Genomic DNA, 21188 nt, shown 5'->3' on the forward strand with positions numbered 1-21188 from the left:
CGGAGGCGAAGGCGCACCTGTCGCAGTGGCTGGAGCGGGCGGAGGCCGCGCCGAGGAGCTGCTCACCACGGGCGCGGGCGGACACTTCCGGTTCGACCCGGAGCACGACCGGCTCCGGGCTCTCCGGCAGCGGGGAGACGCAGAACGGACCTGATCACGGTGCGACTAGGGTCGCCACGGACTGCGACAGTGGAGGAGCGAGGGGTGACAACTGCGGGACAGGCGGGCCGGCCACTCCTTCGCGAGCTGATCAGGATCCCGGAACGGATCCACCAGGGCGATTTCGTCCTGCGCCTCACCGAGGGCGTGCAACACACGCGATCCACCCTGGACAGCTACGTCATCACCCCCCAGCTGCGCGTGGCGTTCGACGAGGCACTCGGGCTGATCGGTTCCGCGCTCGCCGAGGGCCGGTCGAAGGCCAGCTACCTGCACGGCTCCTTCGGGTCCGGCAAGAGCCACTTCATGGCGGTGCTGCACGCGCTGCTGCGCGGTGACGTCGCCGCCCGGTCCCGTCCGGAGTTCGCCGACGCGCTGGCCCGGCACCGCTGGCTGGGCCAGCAGCGGTTCATGCTCGTTCCGTACCACCTGATCGGGGCGGAGAGTCTGGAGGCCGCGATCCTCGGCGGCTACGTCGACCACGTCCGCCGGGAGCACCCCGACGCGCCGCTGCCGCCGGTGTACCGCGTGCAGGGCCTGCTCGACGACGCCCGCGCGATCCGCGACAGCATCGGCACCCGGGCGTTCCTGGACCGGCTGCCCGCTTCGCAGGACGACGAGTGGGGGACCGTCGAGGCGCCGTGGACGCCCGAGCAGCTCGACGAGGCGTTCGCCGCCGCGCCGGACTCCCCGCTCGCCCAGCGCCTGATCAGCGACGTCGTGCCGGTCTTCATGCCCAGCTACGCCGACTCGGTGCGTGGTGCCGCCAACGCGTTCGTGCCGCTCGACCCGGGGCTGGCCGCGATCAGCGCGCACGCGAAGCGGCTCGGCCACGACGCGGTGATCCTCTTTCTCGACGAGCTGGTGCTCTGGCTCGCCGGCAAGATCGGTGACCCGGCGTTCGTCTCCCGGGAGACGGAGAAGGTCGCGAAACTGGTCGAGTCGTCCGACGCGTACCGGGCCGTGCCGATCGTCAGCTTCATCGCCCGGCAACGCGACCTGCGCGAGCTGATCGGCGCCAAGCGCACCGGCGCGGAGACGCTGTCGTTCCAGGACCAGCTCTCCTATTGGGACGGCCGCTTCGCCACCGTCACCCTGGAGGACCGCAACCTCGAGCTCATCGCCGAGAAGCGCATCCTCGCGCCCATCGACGAGGTGGCCGCGCAGCGCATCGCCGAGGCGTTCCGTCGCACCGACAACCTGCCCGGCGCCACCCGGGACGTACTGCTGACCGACGGCGACGGCGAGGCGTTCCGGCGCACCTATCCGTTCAGCCCGGCGTTCATGCAGACGCTGGTGCACGTGTCCTCGGCGCTGCAGCGCGAACGCACCGCGCTGAAGCTGATGCAGCAGATCCTCGTCGACCGCCGCGACGACCTGCGCCTCGGCCAGCTCGTCCCGCTCGGCGACCTCTTCGACGCCATCGCCGACGGCAACGACCAGCCGTTCACCGAGAAGCTCAAGCACGAGTTCGACCAGGCTCGCACGCTCTACCAGCGCACGCTGCGGCCGATGCTGCTGGAGCAGCGGGGGCTCACCGAGGAACAGGCCGCCGGGCACACCGAGGCGCCGCCCGCGGTCCTGGCCACCTTCCGCGCCGACGACCGCATCGTCAAGACGCTCCTGCTCTCCGCGCTGGCCCCGGACGTGCCCGCGCTGCGCGGCATGACCGCCCGCCGGCTCGCCGCGCTCAACCACGGCACCGTCATGACCCTCATCCCCGGCCAGGAGGTCGCCGAGGTCATCCGGCGGCTGCGCAGCTGGGCGGGTCACGTGGGGGAGCTCAAGGTCGGCGAGGAGGATGATCCGAGCGTCCGGCTGCAGCTCGTCGGGGTCGACATCGGACAGATCCTCGACCGCGTCACCCACGTCGACAACGACGCCAGCCGCCGCCGCCTGTTCCGCGACCTGCTGCTCGGCGAGCTCGGCATCCGCGACGACGGGGCGTTCGAGCTGGAGCATCCGGTGGTGTGGCGGGGGAGCAGGCGCACCGTCGAGATCGTCTACGGGAACGTCCGCGACCGCACCGAGCTGCGCGACGAGGTGTTCGAACCCTCCCAGCCCGGGCGCTGGCGGCTCGTCGTCGACTACCCGTTCGACGCGGCCACCTACTCCGCCGCAGAGGACCGGATGCGGCTCATGGAGCTGCGCGCCCGGCCCCGCCGCTGCGTCGCGTGGCTGCCGGCGTTCGTCACCGGCAGCGTCCTGGCGAAGGTCGGCACGCTGGTGCGGATCGACCACCTGCTGTCGGGGAACCAGCTCGACGAGAACGCCGCCCACCTCGGCGCCGACGACCGGCAACGCGCCCGCGACCTGCTGCGCAACCAGGGTGACGCGCTGCGCGCCGAGCTGCGGATGGTGCTGCGCGAGGCCTACGGGCTCGCCAAGGCGAACGAGTCCCACGTGCTGGACTGGTCCGACCACCTGATCAGCCTCGACCCGGCCCTGACCCCGCGGCTGGACGTCGGCCGCCCCTTCTCGGACGCGCTGGCCCACCTCGTCGACCAGTGCTTCGCCGCGACGTACCCGGATCACCCCCACCTCGACCCGCAGCGCAAAGGCACACCGGTGACGACGGCGGAGCTGCGGACCGTCCTGGAGGTGGTACGCCGGGCCGCCGACGCCGAGGGCGGGCGGACCGAGACCGACAAGTCCGAGCGCTCCGCGGTGGCGAAGCTCGCCCATCCCCTGCGCCTCGGCGAGGAGCACGGCGGCCCGTTCGTCCTCTCCCGCGACTGGGAGACCGAGTTCGAGCGGCGCGCCGCGCAGGCCCGGACGGACGGCGCCGACCTGCCGGTCCGGCAGGTCCGCGGCTGGCTGGCCGAGCTCGGTCTGGAGGACCGCGTCGCGAACCTCGTCATCGCGACGTACGCGGAGCTGAGCCGCCGGGCGTGGGTGCGGGCGAACCGGGTCGTCGAGCCGCCGAGGTCGGTCGACGAGGTGCGCGACGACATGCTGCTACGGCCACAGCCGATGCCGGACCCCGCGGACTGGGCGGTGGCCGTGGAACGAGCCGGCGTGCTGTTCGGCGAGAAGATCGACGCCCGGGTGATCTCCCCGCGGTCGGTGGCGCGGTTCGCCCGCGTCGGCGGCAAGGCCGACCAGCTGCGCGCCCCGGCGGCCGACCTGCTGGCCGTGCTGGAGAGCATGCTCCCCCGCCTCGAGGTGCCGAATGAGCCCGTCGCGCCGCGGCTGCACACCGCCGAGACCGGGATGCGGCTGCTCGACGCGCTGCGGCGCGCCGACGGCCCGACCGAGCTCGTCGCCGCGCTGGCCCGCGAACCGATCGACGTCCCACTGGTCACGCTCAGCCGGTCGCTCTCCTCGGCCGCGACCGTCGCGCAGGCGCTGCGGGACGCCGACTGGCAGGTCCTCGACCGGCTGTCCTCGCTCGATCATCCCGACGCCGACCCGGTCCGCGAGACACTCCGGACCGGAGCCGCGACGAACGAGAACGCCGCCTCGCTGGCCGAGGTCATCGCCGAGGCGCGGCGACGGGTGCTCGACCTGATCGTCGTCGCGGCGCCGGGCCGGCCTCCGCGTCCGGCCCGGTCTCCACAGCCGGCCCAGTCTCCGCCGGTCGGCCCCGCTCCGGGTCCGGCGCGCGTGCGGACGCTGCGGGGCCGCCGGGACGAGGTGCTGGCGCAGCTGCGAGAGGTGCTCCCGCGGGGTGTGGACGTCGAGATCACCGTCCGGGTCCTCGGCGATGTCCACGGCTGAGATCGCGTCGGCCGGCGAGCGCGCCGTCCTCGAACGGGTGCGCAGCCAGCTGGCGCGGGTCACCGAGCCGCACGGCCTCGTGATCGGTATCCGGACGCTCGAACCCCCCGTCTGGCAGAGCGAGCCGGAGCAGCGGATCGACGAGCGGCCGGTGCGGATCGCCGCGTGCCCCTCCGTGCTGGCCGTGCTCGACGCGCTGGCCGGCGCCGACCGGGCGGGCGTGACCGTGCTGCTCACCGACCAGCCGGAAAGCGAACTCGGCGACGCGGTCCTCGCCCGGCTGCATCGCGGCAAGCTCCTGGAGGCCGACCGGTACACGCTGCTGGGCGATCTGCTCGACGCGCGCACCCTCGACCCCCGCATCCGCGCCGAGAGCTGGCTGGTCGACGCGCTGATCGCGCTCGCGGGGGCCGAGGCGCTGCCGTCGGTGACGGGGGCGGCCGTCAGCCGCCGGCGGGCCGTCGGCCTCGTGGCGGCCGCCCGCCTCGGCGTCGACCCGGAACAGCAGGATCTGCCCGGCCTGGTCGCGGTCTTCGACGAGACCGCCGTCCGGTCGGGCTGGCGGGTGCTGGGCGAGGCCGAGCGTGCCGGCCTCGTCACCCACCTCGAGGAGCTGCACGGGCGGGGCGCGGGGGCCGTCGCGACGCTCGCGCAGCAGCGCGACGACGTCCTCGCCGAACTGCTCGTCGCCGCAGCCATCACCGCGGCCCCGGCCTCGGAAACACGCGCGGCGATCGCGCTCGGCGGTTTCACCCAGTCGCGTTTCCCCACGCCGCGTCCCACCCCGGCGGATCTCACCGCCGCCGGGCGCGCCGCGGTCGAACACACCCGGCGGGCCACGTCCGCGCGGGTGAGCCAGCAGATCCGGCGTGCCGAGGCGCTGCTCGACGAACTCGACGCCGCGGCCGTCGCGACATACAGCGACGTCCTGCCGCGCGGGTTCGGTGAGCGCCTCGCGCACGCCGCGACGTCACTCGAGGCGCCGGCGCTCACCGCGCTGGAGGCCCATGTGGAGGCGCGCGCGCAGCAGCACCGCGTCTCCCGGGTCCGCGCTGCGCTGCGCCTGCAGCGGTGGCTCGACACCCGGCCGACCGCCGACTACCGGACCACCGGCGAGGCCCTTGCACACCACGCCCGGGAACTCGCGTGGGTCGACAGGGCCCTCGCCCAGGTCCGTGCAGGCGATGCGGATCCGCGCGTCGCCGCCGTCCTCACCCGGGTTGCCGCGCAGGCAGGGCCGGCCCGCACCCGGTTCGACTCCGCCTTCGTGGCCCGACTCGCCGTCGCCCCGGACACCCCGGCCGAATCGCTCGCCGTGGAGACCCTGTTGCCCACGGTCGTCGGTCCGCTCGCGCACACCCGCGGCGTCCTGCTGGTCGTCGTGGACGGAATGTCCGGTGCGGTGGCGGGTGACCTCGCCGAGCGGCTCACCGACCATCGCAGCGGATGGACCGAGATCGTGCGCTCCGCCGACGGCGGGCGAGAGGCCGTCCTCGCCGCGCTGCCCAGCGAGACCCGCTTCAGCCGGGCGAGCCTGTTCCTCGCGGCGCTGAGCGTCGGGGGGCAGTCCGACGAGCGAGCCGCCTTCGCCGCCCACCCCTTCTGGCCGCCCGGTGGTGCGGTGCTCATACACAAGGCGGGCCTGGCCCCCCGCAACGGCGGTGACCTCGGGCCCGAGCTGGAGACCGCGCTCGCGCCCGCAGAGGGAAGCCCCCGCGTCATCGGGGTGGTCCTCAACGCCGTCGATGACGCGCTCGGCAAGGGCCGACAGTCGATCGACCCGGCGTGGCGGCCGCAGGACATCCCGGGGCTGCCCCAGCTTCTGGACCGCGCGGCGACCGCGGGCCGGGTCGTCGTGCTGACCAGCGACCACGGCCACGTGCTCGAACACGGATCGCAGCTGCGCAACCACTCCGGCGGCGGGGCGCGCTGGCGGCCGGCCACCGAGCCGGTGGGCCCGGATGAGGTGATGGTCGCCGGGCCGCGGATGCTGTCGGGCGACGGGCGCGCGGTGCTCGCGGCGACCGACGGCCTCCGCTACGGCGCCCGCGCCTACGGCTACCACGGCGGGGCGACGCTGGCCGAGGTGGCGATTCCGCTCCTGGTCCTGCTGCCGCCCGGCGTCGACGTTCCGCCCGGATGGAGGCAGACGCGCGGCGCGCCGGAATGGTGGACCGGGGCCGCCGCGACGCCCGCTTCCGAACCTGCACCGGCGCCGCGCAGCGCCGAGACGACAAAGACGAGAAAGAAGCCGTCGGCGCAGGGCGAGGGCCTGTTCGCCCGGCCGGCGCCGGCGCCCCGGCCGGCCCGCCGCTCCGGCCGCGGGGCCGCGCTGCTGGCCTCGCCGATCTTCCAGGCCGCGCACGCGGAGATGCCGGCCAACCGGGTTCCGGCGCCCGCGGTGTTCGCCGCTGTGGTGGACGCGCTCGTCAAGGCCGGGGGCCGGTTGCCGTCGGCCGCGGTGCTCGCCGCCGCGAACAGCCCCGGACGCAACCCGCGCGGCCTGGTCACCGCGATGGGCCGCGTGCTGAACCGGGACAGCTACGCCGTGCTGACGCCCGTCGACGGCGGTCGCGCCGTCGCGCTGGACCTCGCCCTGCTCGACGAGCAGTTCCCACCGAAGCGGTCGTGATGTCCGGCAACGTGTCCTCGGTGAGTCCCGCCCGCCGCCGCACGGTGCTGGCGGCGCTGCGGCGGGGCACCGTCCCGGACAGTGGGCTCGACCTGCTCGCCGTCGGGTTGGAGCGCCTGGCACCCGCGTTCCAGGCCGAGCTGACGGCATGTCGCGCCGGCGGTGCGGCCTTCACCGCGATCCGCGGTGAGTACGGCTCGGGCAAGACGTTCGTCTCGCGGTGGCTCGGCGAGCGCGCCAAGGCGTCGGCGATGGCCGTCGCCGAGGTACAGATCTCGGAGACGGAGACCCCGCTGCACCGGCTCGAGACCGTGTACCGGCGCCTGTGCGAACGACTGGCGACGGCGACGGATCCGCCCAGCGCGTTCCGTCCCGTCCTCGACGCCTGGCTCTACGCGCTGGAGGAGGACGTGCTCGCCGAGGGCACGGTCGCGGCCGATGACGCGGACGCGCTCGGCGCCGCGGTCGACGCGCTCCTGGAGCAGCGGCTGGCCGCGCTCGCCCGGGTGGCGCCCGGCTACGCCGCCGGGCTCCGCGGATATCGGCGCGCGCTCGCCGACGGCGACGTCGACACCGCGGACGGGGTGGTGGCCTGGCTGGCCGGACAGCCGCACGTGGCCGCGGCGGCCCGGCGGACCGCCGGGGTTCGCGGGGACATCGACCACTTCCTCGCGCTGGGGTTCCTGCAGGGCCTGCTCACCGTGCTGCGCGACGCCGGGCACCCGGGCCTGATGCTCGTCCTCGACGAGGTCGAGACGCTGCAGCGGGTGCGCAGCGATGCGCGGGCGAAGGCGCTCAACGCGCTGCGCCAACTGCTCGACGAGCTCGACGGCGGCCGATTCCCCGGGCTCTACCTCGTGATCACCGGGACGCCGGCGTTCTTCGACGGGCGCCAGGGTGTCGCGCTGCTCCCACCGCTCGCGCAGCGGCTGCACACCGACTTCTCGACCGACCCGCGGTTCGACAACCCGCGGGCCCCTCAGGTGCGGCTGCTCGGGTTCGACCTGGGCGGGCTCGTCGAGCTCGGCGTGACGGTCCGCGACCTCTTTGCCGCGGGGGCGTCGGACCCGGCGCGGATCCGCCAGGTCGTCGACGACGGGTACCTGCGCGTTCTCGCCGGCGCGGTTGCCGGCGGCCTCGGCGGGCAGGTCGGCGTCGCGCCCCGGGTGTTCCTGCGCAAGCTGGTCGGAGACGTCCTGGACCGCGTCGACCAGTTCCCCGACTTCGACCCGCGCGTGCACTACACGCTCACGCTGTCGGCGTCGGAGCTGACCGCGGTCGAGCGGAACGCCGCCGCCCGCCGCGCCGACGACGTCGAGCTCGACCTGCCGTGACCGTCGACCGGCTCCACCCGGTGCTCGTGCATCACCTGGTCAACTCCCTGGGCTGGCGCTCGCTGCGGCCCCTGCAACACCAGGCCGTGGCACCGCTGCTCGACGGTGCCGACGCCGTGCTGCTCGCCCCCACCGCGGGCGGCAAGACCGAGGCGGCGATGTTCCCGCTGCTCACCGCGATGGAACAGCAGGGGTGGTCCGGGCTGTCGGTAGTGTACGTATGCCCGCTCAAGGCGCTGCTGAACAACCTGACCCCGCGGTTGGAGAGCTACGGGGCGTGGCTGGGCCGGCGCGCCGCCGTCTGGCACGGCGACGTCGGGGCGTCGGCCCGCCGGCGGATCCTGCGCGACCCGCCCGACGTGCTGCTGACCACCCCCGAGTCGCTGGAGGCGATGCTGGTCAGCGTCAAGGTCGATCACCACCGGCTGTTCGCCGGGCTGCGTGCGGTGGTCGTCGACGAGGTGCACGCCTTCGCCGGCGACGACCGGGGCTGGCATCTGCTCGCGGTGCTGGAACGCCTGGCCCGGGTGTGCGGGCGGCCGGTGCAGCGGATCGGGCTCTCGGCCACCGTGGGCAACCCGTCCGAACTGCTGGCCTGGTTGCAGGGCACCGGTCGAGGATCGCGGGAGGCCACCGTCGTCGCGCCCGAGGCGGCACCGGCCGCCGAGATCGACGTCGAGCTCGACCACGTCGGCTCGGTGGACAACGCCGCGACCGTGCTCGCCGCGCTGCACCGGGGCGAGAAGCGGCTCGTGTTCTGCGACTCGCGGGCGCTGGTCGAGAAGCTCGGCGCGGCGCTGCGCGAGCGCGGCGTGACGACGTTCCTGTCCCACGCCTCGCTGTCGGTAGAGGAGCGCCGCCGCGCCGAACAGGCCTTCGCCGAGGCCCGGAACTGCGTGATCGTCTCCACCTCGACCCTGGAGCTGGGGATCGACGTCGGCGACCTCGACCGGGTCGTGCAGGTCAACGCGCCCACCACCGTCGCGTCGTTCCTCCAGCGCCTCGGCCGCACCGGACGCCGGGCGGGCGCCACCCGCAACTGCCTGTTCCTCGCGCTCGACAAGCACTCGCTGCTCTGGTCGGCCGGGCTGTTGCAGCTGTGGGCCGGCGGCTACGTCGAGCCGGTGACCGCCCCGCCGCAGCCGCGCCACATCGTCGCGCAGCAACTACTCGCGCTGTGCCTGCAGGAGGGAACCGTCGGCAGCCGGCTGTGGGCGCAGACCTGGAACGGGCTCGCGCCGTTCGACCGCAGCGCCGAACCGATCGTCACCCACCTGCTCGACGAGGGGTTCGTCGAGCGCGACGGCGAGCTGCTGTTCATCGGGCCGCAGGCCGAGCAGCGGTTCGGCCGACGGCATTTCATGGGAATGACGGCCGTGTTCACCGCGCCGCCCCAGTTCACCGTCGTCGAGGGGCGCCGCGAGATCGGCCACGTCGACCCGTCGCTGCTCACCGACCGGGTGGAGGGCCCGCGGCTGCTGCTGCTCGCCGGGCGCAGCTGGCGGGTGACCTGGGTCGACTGGACCAGGCAGCGCTGCTTCGTCGAGGCCGTCGACGCCGGTGGCCGCGCCCGCTGGCACACCGGCGGGGTCGGCGGGGCGAGCTTCACGCTGGCCCGCGCGGCGCGGGAGGTCCTGCTCGGCGCGGACCCACCCGTCGCGCTGACGAAGCGGGCGGTGCGGGCGCTCGGACAGATCCGCGACGAGCAGATCGCGACCGTGCACCCCGGAGGGACGGTGATCCTGCGCCATGGCGGGGAGGTGCGCTGGTGGACGTGGGCGGGCTACCGCGCGAACGCGACCCTCGCCGCCACCGTGTCCGATCTCGTCGACGCGACCCAGCGCGCCGACGACGTCTCGATCCGGCTGCGCGGCGATCTCACCCCGCAAATGTGGCGCGGCGCGACCGCGGATGCCGCCGAGCGGCTGTGCCTGCCAGACGTCGACCGGCGGGCCCTCGACGGGCTGAAGTTCAGCGAGGCCCTGCCCGAGCGGCTGGCGACCATGACCCTGGCCGCGCGGTTGGCCGACCTCGACGGGGCGGCTCGCGTCCTCGCCGAACCCACCCGGATGGTGGGTTCGTGACCGCGCAGTCGCAGTGTTGACGTTGACCGATCAGCAACACTCGATCTCGACCCCCGGTACGCTGCCGGACATGGCTCAGCCGGACGATCTGGAGGCGCGCGTGGCCGCGCTGGAATCCCAGATGCGAGAGCTGGCTGAGTGAACGAGGTCCGCGGCGAGACCCCCGCCGGGTCATCGGTCCAAGGCCGCGGCGATCGCGGCCGCAAGCGCCGTTCGCCCGGCCGCGGTCGGGTGCACCTGGTCCGGGCCGAGCAGCCCGGGATCAGCGGCCGCGACCGCCGCCCAGTCCACCAGCACCACGGTCGGGTGCCGCTGGGCCGCGGTGGCGAGCGCGGCGTTGTCGGGCTGCTGCCAGCGGCGGGGCACCGCGACGGTGACCAGCACCACGGGCCGCGGACCGGCGGCGGCGACGACCGCGTCGACGTCGGCGTCCCGCACGATCCCGTTGCTGCCCAGGTGCACGACGACAGGGCCGGGATGCTGGGCGACCCAGGCCGCGACGATCGCCGGCGCCGTGCTGAACTGGCGGCCGACCACGGCGTCGACCGTCGTGCCCGGGCCGAGCGCGGACCGGATCGCGTCGGCGCTGCCGAGCACCACCGAGTCCCCGACGACCAGCGGCGGCGGGGCCGGTAGTGCCGGGGCGGACGGCGCCGGAGTGGACGGTGCCGGTTCCGCCGACGGCGCCGCGGGCGCCGCCACCGGGGTCGCGGGTGGCCTCGGCCCGAGGGCACCGGGCACCGGCGTCGCGGTCAGGGCCAGCACCGCGACGGCGGCGGCACCGGTCGCGCCGACGGCGGCCACCGCCGGCCGCCACCGCGCCCAACCTCCCGGGCCGCGCCGCAGGCCGCGGCGCACCGGGAGCTCGATCCAGCGGTAGGACACCGCGGCCAGCAGCAGGGTCGCTCCAACCCGGCCGAGGTCGGCCAGCCGCGGCTCCCCGGACGGGTCCCGGATCAGCACGAAGATCGGCCAGTGGTAGAGGTAGATGCCGTACGAGCGCTGCCCGAGCCACACCAGCGGGGTGACACCGAGCAGTCGCGACAGCCCGGTCGCGGGGTGCGCCGCCGCGGCCACGACCGCCGCCGTGAGCAGCCCGACGAGGGCGAAGCCGCCGCGCCGGTACAGCTCTTCGTCGAACTCCGACACGCGCACGAACGCCCAGAGCAGCCCGATCAGCGCGGCCGCCCCGACGACGTCGAGCGCCCCCGACGCCGCGGTGCGCCTCGGCCGCGCCGTCCGGGGCAGCACCGCCAGTGCCAGGGCCGCGCCGATCAGGAACCCGGCTGCCCGGGTGTCGGTGCCGTAGTACACCCGGCCCGGCTCGTCCAGGTCGACCAGCGCGGCCATCGCCACCGCGGACGCCGCGGCGAGCGCGAGGGTCACCGCGGCGGCGCGCCGCCGGCCGGCGTAGGCGAGCGACCCCACGAGCAGCAGCGGCCACAGCAGGTAGAGCTGGCCCTCGACCCCCAAGGACCACAGGTGCAGCAGCGGCGACGGGCGGTCGAACACCTCGCCGTAGGGCACGTGGCCGAGCACGAGCTGCCAGTTCTGGACGTAGGCCAGTGAGGCCAGTGCGTCCCGACGCCACCGCGTCAGGTCCCCTGGCGAGACCCAGGCGACCAGGGCGACGGTTCCGACGACGCAGACCAGCAGCGCCGGGAGCAGCCGCCGGGCCCGCGCCAGGGCGAATCCGCCGAGGTCGACGCGGCCGGTGCGGCGCAGCTCGGCCACCAGCAGCGCCGTGACCAGGTAGCCGCTGAGGGTGAAGAACACCTCGACGCCGAGGAACCCGCCATCCGCCGGGCCGCCTACGTGGTAGGCGAGCACGGCGACGACGGCGACGGCGCGCAGCCCGTCCAGGCCGGGGCGATGCGGGATGCCCCGCCGCGGCGGACGTGGGTTCACCCGCCGGGCCGGGACGATGCCGGGCTCGATCACGACGTCACCCCCCAGCCGACGGACGCCGCGCCGCCGACCCCCCGTTCGGGACTGTCGCACACCGGGCCCCGGCTGATCGAGGGGACGCGCGGGCGGGCCGCGGATGGGGTCTCACGCGCGGTGGCGTCGCCCTCTCACTCGGTGGGAGGGCGAATCGCGACCACCTCCGCGACGATCTCACCGTCCGGACCGGCGTAGGTGATCCGCTCGCCGGGGCGGGCGCCGACGAGCGCGCGCCCGAGCGGGCTGTTGCGGGTCAGGGTGTCCGACGAGTCCGGCGCCTCCTCGAGGATCGCCACGACCCGCATCGTGTCGGTGGTGCCGTCGCTGAACCGCACCGTCACCTCGGTGCCCGCGGGCAGGGAGTCCGCGGCGGACGGCGGGATCCTGCCCGCAAGCACGTCGACGAGCTCCCGGATGTGCTCCGCGACGCGGGCGAGGTCGTCGGCGAGCTCGAGCCGCTGCGCCTGATCGGCGCGGTCCTCCACGCCGTCGATGCTGGAGATGACCTCGTCGAGCGCGCGGTGCCGCGCGCGCAGCTCGGCGAGCTCCCGTTCGAGCCGCTCCCGGGTCTGGGCGCTCAACCGAAGGCCGCCGCGTTGTTGCTTGTCCACGATGCTTGCCTCCCCGCTCGCCGATGAGCTCGCCGTGCCATCATCATCCCCTCTTCCACCCGCCGGCCGGGTCTCCCGCTACCCGGGAGACCTGCTGGGTGAACCGCCCCGGGTTTCATGGAGGCGCTGAACCCACGACAAGGTGGATCAGCGCCTGCTTCCCGGAGGTAGCCCCTGAGCTGCGTGAGCGCGCAGCGGCTGGTCGCGAAGGCGATGACGGAGGACCCGTCGCTGCCGCGAACGCGGCGGTGAAGCGGATCGGCCCGCGAGTCGGCATCGTGCCGGTAACACTGCGGCCTCGCTTAGTACCTCGGCCCGTACCTCCGAGACCGCCACGCGGAGCGAGATCACGAAGTCCGGCTGGACCAGATCCTCGCCGAGTGTGGGGCAAGCGTGTGGTTGTCGGCCTTCTCCGTGGTGATCGGCGACCGGGAGTCGCACGCCGCGGCACGCGCGGCCGCGGGGACCGAAACGGCGATCATGAAAGCAAGGCGATCATGGAGACAAGGCGCGGTTTCGAGGAGCGCCTGGAGGAGAAACCCACCGCACGGCCCGGCCGAGGGCGGCGTTGTGGCGCGGTCAGGACAGCGGGTGGGATCAGGACACGGCGATGACCGCGCTGCCGGCGACGGTGACGGTGCCGTCGGCGAGGGTAACGGCGAGCTCCAGCGTGGCGCGCCGCTCGCCGTCGACCTCCTCGATGGAGACCACCCGGCCGGTGCAGGTGGGCCGGCCGTGCACCGGGGTGACGGCGGTGAACCGGACGCCGAACGAGCGGAGCCGGCGCTGGTCGACCCAACCGGTGAGCAGCCGGCCGAGGTAGGCCATCGACAGCATGCCGTGGGCGAGCACGTCGTCGAGCCCGGCCGAGCGGGCCACGTCGAGGTCGAGATGGATCGGGTTGAGGTCGCCCGATGCCGGGCCGAACAGCGCCAGCGTGGTGCGGCTGATCGGCGGCAGGGCCAGCGGCGGCAGTTCGGCCCCCACCCGGACGTCGGAGAGGGTCACGGTCACGACGCACCTGCGGGCTCGCGCACGATCAGGGTCTCCCGCAGGTCGGCGATCGGGCTGCCGTCGTCGCGCCGGACGGCGATCTCCCGGATCAGGAACTGCAACGAGCCCGCGCGTTTGCTGAACACGTCGACGATCCGCGGGGTGAGGGTCAGGGTGTCCCCGGCGTGCGCGACCTGGTGGTAGGTGAAGTGCTGCTCGCCGTGCAGGACGCGGCGCAGGTCGACGCCGAGCCCGGTGAGCCAGGCGAAGTCGCCGGCGCCGAGGCCGAACAGGAACGTCGGGGGCACCGGCAGGTCGGGGTGCCCGGCCGTGCGGGCGGCCTCGAGGTCGGTGTAGACCGGGTCGGTCTCGCCGATGGCATGGGCGAAGGCGCGCAGCCGGCCGGGCTCGACATCGACGGTCACCGCCGGTTGCGCGGTGCCGACGACCGCGGGGTCGATCGCCATCAGCCGGTTCCTCCCCAGGTCGTAGGGCCGTCCGGATCTTCCCCGGCGTGCAGCCACGGTACCGCCCTCGATGGTCGGGCCCGAGGCGGATCCGGCGGTCCGTGCCGTGTCAGCCGCGGCGCCTCGGTGCTGCCCGTGCGGCCCGGCAGGAACCTCTCGGCCGCGCACCTCGCCGTCCGGCGGATGCGAGACCGGGCGCGCCACCAAGCCGTATGACTCCCGTCCTGCGCGACCGAAGCCATAACCGGTGGTGATGACCAGCCGCTCGGCAGGAACGTACGCCAGTGCGCCGGATGAAATTCGCTGCCTGATCCGGGACTCGACAGTGGTTCAGGAACGAGCAATGGCAGGTACTGACCATTTGGGCCGTGCCGTGACAACCAGCCTGCGCGGGTCAGGCGCCCTCGACGGAGCCCGGCGGCAGGAACTGGACGTCGCACTCCGCCGAAAGGCGAACCACCTCCGCGGGGTCATCCAGGTTGTGCAGTTTGTCGAACAGTTCGGCGAGGCGGCCTGCGGGGCTCACCCAGAACAATCCGCGGGTCACTTCTTCGCTTCGGTTGTAATACGCGTGCGGAAGGTTCTTCGGCATCAGTACGGTGTCGCCGGGACCCGCGGTCTCCCAGTCGCCGTCCAGGTACAGGGTGAAAACACCTTCGAGCACGTAGATGTGCTCGTCCTGGGTCGGATGGACATGTGGCGGAACGCCCGTCCCGGGTGGGTCGAGCGTTTCGAACGCGAAGCTGGAGTCACTGGCCGCCTTCATGAAGTAGGTGTGGCCAAGAATGTTCCACACCTTCTTCTTCATGCCCTCCCCGGCCAGGGTTATACCCTTCGGAAGTGGTCCGAGAACGATTTCATCACCCGTCATGGCTTCTCCTCGATCCGGGGAATCGTGACATCGGTTTGGGCGGACTGGCCGAGGCGACGCCAACCGTATGCACGCATCGTGACGCCCGTCAAGAGAGAGGCAATTGGCGCGGAGATCCATGGACCCTGCCTACGAGATCAACGTTCGGGCAGCGGGAGCCGCGCAGATCGCGGCCGGCCCTGCCGATTCGCTGATCATGGGGCCCCGATTGGGAGCGTCTGCGCGGTGTTCCGCCCAACGCCGCACGCACAGGGGCATCAGGCCAGGGGGACGACCTGCGGCGGGCACGGCTCGGCGCTGAGCAGGGCGACCTTGTCGGCGCGGCGTTCCCGGACGGCGCGCTGGTTGACATAGCCCTTGTCGGTGCTCTCCCCGGTGTCCAGCGCGGGGGGTTCGAGCAGGACGGCGAGCCGGTCGATCCGCTGGGACGAGCCGCTGCCCTCGGCGGCGAGCCGGGCCATGGTGGCCGCGAGGTCGGCGCGCAGGCCAGCGTCGGGGACGCCATCGGCGTCGCAGCGGTGGGCGTGGTCGGGGTGCAGCCACACCAGCGCGGTCACGCGGTCACCGTTCTCCCCGCAGATCACGGCGTCGGTGAGCAGGCCGGCCGACGCCGAGAGCAGCTGCGGGCGCAGCGTGCCGACGCTGACGAAGGTGCCGGTGGCGAGCTTGAAGTCCTCGGCGATCCGGCCGCGGAAGACGAGGCCGGCGGCCGGGTCGTCCGGGTCGGCGAGCGCGACGGCGTCGCCGGTGCGGAGGTAGCCGTGCTCGTCGAAGGCGGTCTCGGCCAGGTCGGGACGACGGTGGTAGCCGGGGGTGATGTTCGGCCCGCGCAGTCGGACCTCGAGCTTCTCGCCGACCGGCACCAGGGCGACCTCGATCCCGGGCAGCGGGACACCGAGGCAGTCGCTTCGGGTGATCGGGAAATGCGCGGACGTCGCCGCGGGCGACGACTCGGTCAGCCCCCACGACGTCGTCATCCGCATCGACGAGTGGTGCTCGGCGGCCAACCGGGACAGCCGGTCCCACATCTGTTGTGGCAGCGCCGCCGCGGCGAAGAAGCCCAGCCGCAGCCGCTCGAAGAACGCCCTGGCCGCGGCCGGGTCCCGTTCGAGGTGCGGTAGCAGCGCGGCGTGGCCGGCGGGGACGTTGAAGTAGGTCGTCGGGCGGGCGTCGGCGAGGTTGCGGACGGTGCGTTCGATCAGGGCCGGCGCCGGGCGGCCGTCGTCGATCCACAGCGTGCCTCCGCCGGTCAGCACCATGTTCAGGTTGTGGTTGCCGCCGAAGGTGTGGCTCCACGGGAGCCAGTCCAGTAGAACCGGCGGCTCGTCGAGGAGGAACGGCCAGACCTGGCGCATCTGCTGCTGGTTGGCCGCCAGCATGCCGTGCGTGTTGAGCACGCCCTTCGGCACACCGGTCGAGCCGGACGTGAAGAGGATCTTGGCGACGTCCTCGGGCCGCAGCCGGGCGCACCGCAGGTCGACTTCCGCGCGTGGCTCGGCGGACAGTTCGTCGAGGGTCATCGAACCGGGGATCCCGCCCTGGCTGAGCACCGGTCGTCCGGCGGCCACGGCGGGGGCGAACGCGGGGTCCTCGGCCACCATCAGGCCGGGGTCGGTCAGCTCGACCATCGCGCGCAGCTTGGCGTGGTCGGTGCTCTGCAGCGAGTAGGCGACGCTCGCGGGCACCAGCGGCACACCGACCGTCATAGCGGCCAGCGTGACCACCAGGTGCAGCCGGCTGTTGCCCGACAGCACCATCACAGGACGGTCGGTGAGGCCGCGGTCGAGCATTCCTTGGGCCAGCCGGTCGGCCTGCGCACGGACCTCCCCCCAGGTCGAGCGGGCCCACTGCCCGTCGGCGTCCCGCTCGGCCACGAGCAGCCGCTCGGGGTGCGCCTCGCTGTGCGCGCGGAACTCGTGGATGACGCTCGTCGCGCGGGGGCCGAGTGGCTCGGCCGAGCGCAGCAGCAGGCGCCCGTCGGGACAGGCCTGGGACTGAATGTGCGGGAGTGCAAAGGTTGGGCGGCAGGCGGGCGGGGCGGTGGTCATGGGTCGGTCACCTCCACGACGAGGGCGGCACCGGTGTCGCCGGCGGCGCAGCCGGTGAACAGGCCGACGCCGCCGCCGCGCAGCCGCAGGGTTTCGATGAGCTCGGCGATCGAGCGCAGACCGGTGGGGCCCTGCGGGTGGCCGAACACGAGGCTGCAGCCGTAGGCGTTCATGTCCTCGGGTTTGACCCCGGTCTCGCGGGCGAAGTACAGGTCGTTGACCGCGAATGGGTTGTGCGTGGTGATGGCGTCGACGTCCGTGATCTCCCGCCCGGCGGTCTGCAGGGCCGAGAGCGCGGCGGGCACGGGCGCCTGCGGCATCCGGCTCTTGGCCACCCGCGCGAAACCGCTCGCGAGCACCCGCACCACGCCCTCGCCGGTGGCCAGCGTCAGCGTGCCCTTCCGCTGTGGGAGCTCCACCGGCACCTGGTAGCGGCGCTGGAACGCCCGGTCCTCGGCGAGCCCGGCGGCGTACTGCGCCCAGCGCAGCGCGGTCAGATCGTCGAGCTCCTCACGGGTGGCGCCCATCTCCGCGGCGACCGCCTCGGCGGCGTCGAGCATCCCCGCACCCGCCCACGGGTCCCGGACGAAGCTGTCGAGCACCCAGTGCGAGGTGACCGGCGCGCCGCCCTGCCGGCTGGGCGCGGGCCAGCTGAGCAGCGCCCGTTGGAGATCCGGTCGGCGGTGACGACCAGCTGGGGCCCCGCACCGGCCGCGACCGCGCCCGCGGCCGCATGCAGCGCGGCGACGCTCGTCGCGCAGGCCTGGCTCACCATCGGCCCGGAGATGCCGGTCGCGCCGAGCCTCGCGGCCAGCGTCGGAGCGCCGTAGAAGATGTCCGGCTGTGGCACGGTCCAGCCGAAGACGATGCCGGCGAACCAGGCGGGATCCACCCGGCGGTCGGCCAGGGCGCGCGCCGTGACCGCGGTCGCCACGTCCACAGTGGACAAATCGGCCAATGTGCCCTGCCACTTCGCGAACGGCGAGGACCAGGTATGTCCCAACGGAATCGCGACGTCGCAGTACCGCATACAGCTCCTTCGACATACGCACGTGTGATGTAGACCATCCACCCATACGGGAGGGATGGGTCAAGATGGACACTTGACTACTTCATTGGACGATGCGGTCCGGTAACTCGATCAACCGCTGGCGAACTGCTGCACTTGCGGAACGGTCGTGACGACGTGCAGCACCGCCCGGCCCGACGTGCAGCGGAACAGATGCGGGAGATCTCCGGGGAATCGGATGAAGTCCCCCTCGGCGACCGTCGTCTCCTGTCCGACGGGACCCGCGACCACGGAGCCCGCCACGACGAAGACATGCAGGAGAGCGCCGGTCGGCAGGGCGGGAAGGACCTCAGGACGACCGTCGACGAGCTCCATGACGAACGTGGTGACCTGGCCCGATCCGTATGTCTGGTCGAGGGTTCGCACTCGTCGGTGCCGTTCTGGGTCCATTCGGCCTCGTCGGCGCTGCACGTAGACCGGGGTGCCCCATTCGGTGAGCAACCACGTCACGCCGACGTCGAGGGCGCGAGCCACCGCGAACAGCGTCTCGATCGTCGGGTTGCCCGTCCCGTTCTCCAGGTTGGCGAGGGTCTGCTTGGCCAGCCCCGCGGCCTGGGCGAGCCCGCCGAGGCTGAGGCGGCGCTCGTGCCGAATGCGCCGGACGTTGCGCCCGACCATCGCGCTGCCGTTCACGGCGGCACCGTGCCGCACCGCGCGGTCCTTGTCCAGCACGATGGACGGCGGTCCAGCTCTACGGGCGGGACGTTGCGTAGAACCCGCGTCCAGCGGTCACCCGTCGGGTGCGCCGTGTTGACCCGGATCGAGTGCGGCGCAAGCTCGTTGGCCAGCGTGCGCATCAGCCCGACGAGCCCGTGCTTGGCCGACACGTAGTGGGCGGTGTGGGTCATCCCCTTGATGCCCGCGGTGGAGCTGGTGATCACGATCGACCCGCCGTCGCCGGTCTGGAGCAGCGGCGGGTCAACTACAACCAGACGTCGGCGCTGCTGACCGAGTGGAAACGCGACCCGGAGCTGGCGTTCCTGACCGAGGTGCCCTCGGTGCCGCTCCAACAGGGACTGCGGCACCTGCAGACGGCGTTCGTGAGTTTCTGGGACAAGCGCGCCCGCTACCCCCGGCACAAGTCCCGCAAGCGCGGCAAGCAGTCCGCGGAGTACACCCGCTCGGCGTTCCGCTACCGCGACGGTGTCGCTCGACCCGGCCGGCCGCTGGCACGTGTCCCTGCGGTGCGAGGTCACCGTGCACGACGGCCCGGCCACGGACTCCGTCGTCGGTCTCGACGCCGGCAGCACCTCCCTGGTCACCCTGTCGACCGGGGAGAAGGTCACCAACCCGCGGCACGAACGGACCGACCGGGCCCGCCTCGCGCGGGCCCAGCGGCAGCTCGCCCGCACGCAGAAGGGCTCGAACAACCGAGCCAAGGCTCACCGCCGGGTGGCCCGCGTGCACGCGCGAATCACCGACCGGCGCCGTGATCACCTGCACAAGCTCACCACCCGGCTCGTCCGCGACAACCAAGCGGTCGTGATCGAGAACCTGAGCGTGCGCAACATGCTCGGCCACCACTCCCTCGCCCGCGCCATCTCCGACGCGGCCTGGGCACAGATGCGGGGCATGCTGGAGTACAAGTGCCAGTGGTACGGCCGCGACCTGGTCGTGGTCGATCGCTGGTTCCCGTCGTCGAAGCTGTGCTCGGTGGGCGGGGCCGGGCAGGACAAGATGCCGCTGGGCGTCAGGGAGTGGACGTGCCCCTGCGGGGCGGTCCACGACCGCGACGTGAACGCGGCCCGCAACGTGAGAGCGGCCGGGCTGGCCGTGCTCGCCTGTGGAGACGGTGTGAGACCGGCCAGGGCGGAAGCCCCGGCAGGCAGTCGTCGCTGAAGCAGGAAGGTCGCTGCCGCGAGGCAGGGAATCCCCCGCCTTTAGGCGTGGGGAGGAAGCCAACATCCAGGTGTTCTCGACCCGGCGATGCTGGCGTTGGCGCACACGATGTCGAGGCGCCCGAGCGCGCGCACACCCTCGTCGACGACCTCCTGCACCGCCGCGAGGTCACAGACGTCGGCCTCGCGCGCGACGATGCGCCGGTCGAGCTCCTCGACCTGCCGCGCGGTCTCCTTGAGGTCGTCCGCACTTGCCATCGGGTACTCGACGGTGTCGAACTGCCGGCAGATGTCGAACGCGATGATGTCGGCGCCCTCCTTCGCGAACGTCACCGCGTGCAACCGCCCCTGACCGCGGGCGGCCCCCGAGATCAGCACGACCTTCCCGTCGAACTTCCCCGTCGCTCCTCCTCGAGTTCGTGAGTCCAACGGGGCCGGGGCGGACGGTCGGCGCTGACCGCCCGCCCTGTGGTGTGTACCACTCGATCGACTGAAGATTCAAATCTTCGGTCAGTCGCTGACAGAGTCCGGCAAGCCGCGGTCAAGCGCCGGGCAAGTGCAGATGCGCAGGCTGAGCGCATGACAACCACCACAACCCCCACCCAGGTCGACGAGACGCGGATCGAGCAGTTCGCCGGGCAGTTCGGCACCGACCTTTCGGCCGCGGCGGCCACCGCCATGACGGTGATCGGCGACCGTCTCGGCCTCTACCGGGCGATGACCGGTACCGGGCCGCGCACCGCGGCCGAGATCGCCGCCGACACCGGCCTCAATGCCCGGCTGGTCACCGAATGGCTGGCCGCACAGACGGTCTCCGGTTACCTCACCTACGATCCCGCGGCCGAGCGGTACGAGCTGCCGATCGAGCACGCGATGGTGCTGGCCGAGACAGAGTCACCGGCCTACGTGATCCCCGCCGCCGAGGTCGTCGCCGCCCAGTACCTGACGCTGGAGCACCTGGAACGGGCGCTGCGCGGCGGGGGTGGCATCGACTGGGCAGCGTTCCCCTCGACGCTGCACTCCGGCGTGGCGCGGTTCTTCCGCACCGCCTACCTGCACCAGCTGCCGACCACCTGGTTCCCCGCGGTACCGGGCCTCGTCGAGCGGCTCGACGCCGGTGTCAGGGTCGCCGACGTCGGCTGCGGCCACGGGGTGTCCACGCTGCTGATATCGCGGCACTGGCCGGCATCGACGTTCGTCGGCGTGGACTTCCACGAGCCCTCCATCACCGCCGCGCAGGCCAAGGCCGTCGAGGCGGGAAACCCGCCGAACGTGTCCTTCGAGGTCGGTGCCGCCACCGGCACGACGCCCGGCGCGTTCGACGTGATCGTCTTCTTCGACGCGTTGCACGACATGGGCGACCCGCCCTCCGCGCTCCGCCGCGCGCACGCGTCGCTGACCGACGGCGGCATCGTCGT

The 21188-nt window shown here is 73.2% G+C and carries 16 protein-coding genes and 1 pseudogene; 7 read left to right on the top strand and 10 right to left on the bottom strand.

Features of this window, described 5'->3' with window-relative positions:
* Nucleotides 1–204 precede the first annotated feature (204 nt).
* The 4 genes from G567_RS26205 to G567_RS0101675 are packed head-to-tail and all read left to right on the top strand — an operon-like array spanning nucleotide 205 to nucleotide 9929.
* Complete coding sequence (locus tag G567_RS26205; protein ID WP_037055275.1) at nucleotides 205–3879, top strand: BREX-2 system ATPase PglY family protein; 3675 nt, start codon at nucleotides 205–207, stop codon at nucleotides 3877–3879.
* Nucleotides 3866–6511 carry a BREX-2 system phosphatase PglZ gene (pglZ, locus tag G567_RS0101665; RefSeq protein WP_028928592.1) on the top strand — a complete coding sequence of 882 codons (2646 nt, stop codon included), beginning with the start codon at nucleotides 3866–3868 and terminating at the stop codon, nucleotides 6509–6511. Before G567_RS26205 ends, pglZ begins: the two co-directional genes overlap by 14 nt.
* Nucleotides 6511–7845, top strand: a complete 1335-nt coding sequence (gene brxD / locus G567_RS0101670) for a BREX system ATP-binding protein BrxD (RefSeq protein WP_037055278.1) — start codon at nucleotides 6511–6513, stop codon at nucleotides 7843–7845. The genes pglZ and brxD overlap by 1 nt, the downstream gene beginning before the upstream one ends.
* Complete coding sequence (locus G567_RS0101675) at nucleotides 7842–9929, top strand: DEAD/DEAH box helicase (protein ID WP_028928594.1); 2088 nt, start codon at nucleotides 7842–7844, stop codon at nucleotides 9927–9929. The genes brxD and G567_RS0101675 overlap by 4 nt, the downstream gene beginning before the upstream one ends.
* 171 nt (nucleotides 9930–10100) lie before the next feature.
* On the opposite strand, the gene G567_RS26210 is transcribed toward G567_RS0101675, so the two are convergent.
* The 7 genes from G567_RS26210 to G567_RS35310 form a co-directional block, all read right to left on the bottom strand.
* Nucleotides 10101–11870 carry an acyltransferase family protein gene (locus G567_RS26210; protein WP_051232040.1) on the bottom strand — a complete coding sequence of 590 codons (1770 nt, stop codon included), beginning with the start codon at nucleotides 11868–11870 and terminating at the stop codon, nucleotides 10101–10103.
* Nucleotides 11871–12004: 134 nt separating this feature from the next.
* Nucleotides 12005–12484, bottom strand: a complete 480-nt coding sequence (locus tag G567_RS0101690; protein WP_161631655.1) for a GreA/GreB family elongation factor — start codon at nucleotides 12482–12484, stop codon at nucleotides 12005–12007.
* A gap of 597 nt (nucleotides 12485–13081) precedes the next feature.
* Nucleotides 13082–13498 (bottom strand): MaoC/PaaZ C-terminal domain-containing protein, encoded by a 417-nt coding sequence (locus G567_RS0101695; protein WP_028928596.1) that lies wholly within the window; start codon nucleotides 13496–13498, stop codon nucleotides 13082–13084.
* Nucleotides 13495–13944, bottom strand: coding sequence for a MaoC family dehydratase N-terminal domain-containing protein (locus tag G567_RS0101700; protein WP_028928597.1), 450 nt, complete (start codon nucleotides 13942–13944; stop codon nucleotides 13495–13497). The genes G567_RS0101695 and G567_RS0101700 overlap by 4 nt, the downstream gene beginning before the upstream one ends.
* Nucleotides 13945–14338: 394 nt before the next feature.
* Nucleotides 14339–14815, bottom strand: a complete 477-nt coding sequence (locus tag G567_RS0101705; protein ID WP_028928598.1) for a cupin domain-containing protein — start codon at nucleotides 14813–14815, stop codon at nucleotides 14339–14341.
* Nucleotides 14816–15072: 257 nt separating this feature from the next.
* A complete protein-coding gene (locus G567_RS26215; RefSeq protein ID WP_037055280.1) occupies nucleotides 15073–16863 on the bottom strand; it encodes a feruloyl-CoA synthase in 1791 nt (596 codons plus the stop codon).
* Nucleotides 16860–17465: a beta-ketoacyl-[acyl-carrier-protein] synthase family protein gene (locus G567_RS35310; protein ID WP_211223816.1), complete on the bottom strand. Its 606-nt coding sequence runs from the start codon at nucleotides 17463–17465 to the stop codon at nucleotides 16860–16862. The genes G567_RS26215 and G567_RS35310 overlap by 4 nt, the downstream gene beginning before the upstream one ends.
* 81 nt (nucleotides 17466–17546) lie before the next feature.
* On the opposite strand from G567_RS35310, the gene G567_RS35315 reads away from it, so the two are divergent.
* Nucleotides 17547–17693 (top strand): hypothetical protein, encoded by a 147-nt coding sequence (locus G567_RS35315; RefSeq protein WP_211223817.1) that lies wholly within the window; start codon nucleotides 17547–17549, stop codon nucleotides 17691–17693.
* A 311-nt stretch (nucleotides 17694–18004) separates the two neighbouring features.
* Here G567_RS35315 and G567_RS0101720 read toward each other — a convergent pair whose 3' ends face one another.
* Together G567_RS0101720 and G567_RS36565 are read right to left on the bottom strand one after the other, a co-directional pair.
* A complete protein-coding gene (locus G567_RS0101720) occupies nucleotides 18005–18565 on the bottom strand; it encodes a helix-turn-helix domain-containing protein (protein WP_028928599.1) in 561 nt (186 codons plus the stop codon).
* Complete coding sequence (locus tag G567_RS36565) at nucleotides 18562–18957, bottom strand: SDR family NAD(P)-dependent oxidoreductase (RefSeq protein WP_051232042.1); 396 nt, start codon at nucleotides 18955–18957, stop codon at nucleotides 18562–18564. Before G567_RS36565 ends, G567_RS0101720 begins: the two co-directional genes overlap by 4 nt.
* A 118-nt stretch (nucleotides 18958–19075) precedes the next feature.
* Between G567_RS36565 and G567_RS26225 the strand changes: the two genes are divergently transcribed.
* A complete protein-coding gene (locus tag G567_RS26225) occupies nucleotides 19076–19771 on the top strand; it encodes an RNA-guided endonuclease InsQ/TnpB family protein (RefSeq protein ID WP_051232043.1) in 696 nt (231 codons plus the stop codon).
* 41 nt (nucleotides 19772–19812) lie between these two features.
* On the opposite strand, the gene G567_RS26230 is transcribed toward G567_RS26225, so the two are convergent.
* Complete coding sequence (locus G567_RS26230; RefSeq protein WP_028928601.1) at nucleotides 19813–20148, bottom strand: SDR family NAD(P)-dependent oxidoreductase; 336 nt, start codon at nucleotides 20146–20148, stop codon at nucleotides 19813–19815.
* 339 nt (nucleotides 20149–20487) lie between these two features.
* Between G567_RS26230 and G567_RS36995 the strand changes: the two are divergent.
* Nucleotides 20488–21159: pseudogene (locus G567_RS36995) on the top strand (class I SAM-dependent methyltransferase); the annotation flags it as partial.
* Between the last annotated feature and the right edge of the window lie 29 nt (nucleotides 21160–21188).

The organism is Pseudonocardia asaccharolytica DSM 44247 = NBRC 16224 (assembly GCF_000423625.1).
GTDB classification, from domain to species: Bacteria; Actinomycetota; Actinomycetes; order Mycobacteriales; family Pseudonocardiaceae; genus Pseudonocardia; species Pseudonocardia asaccharolytica.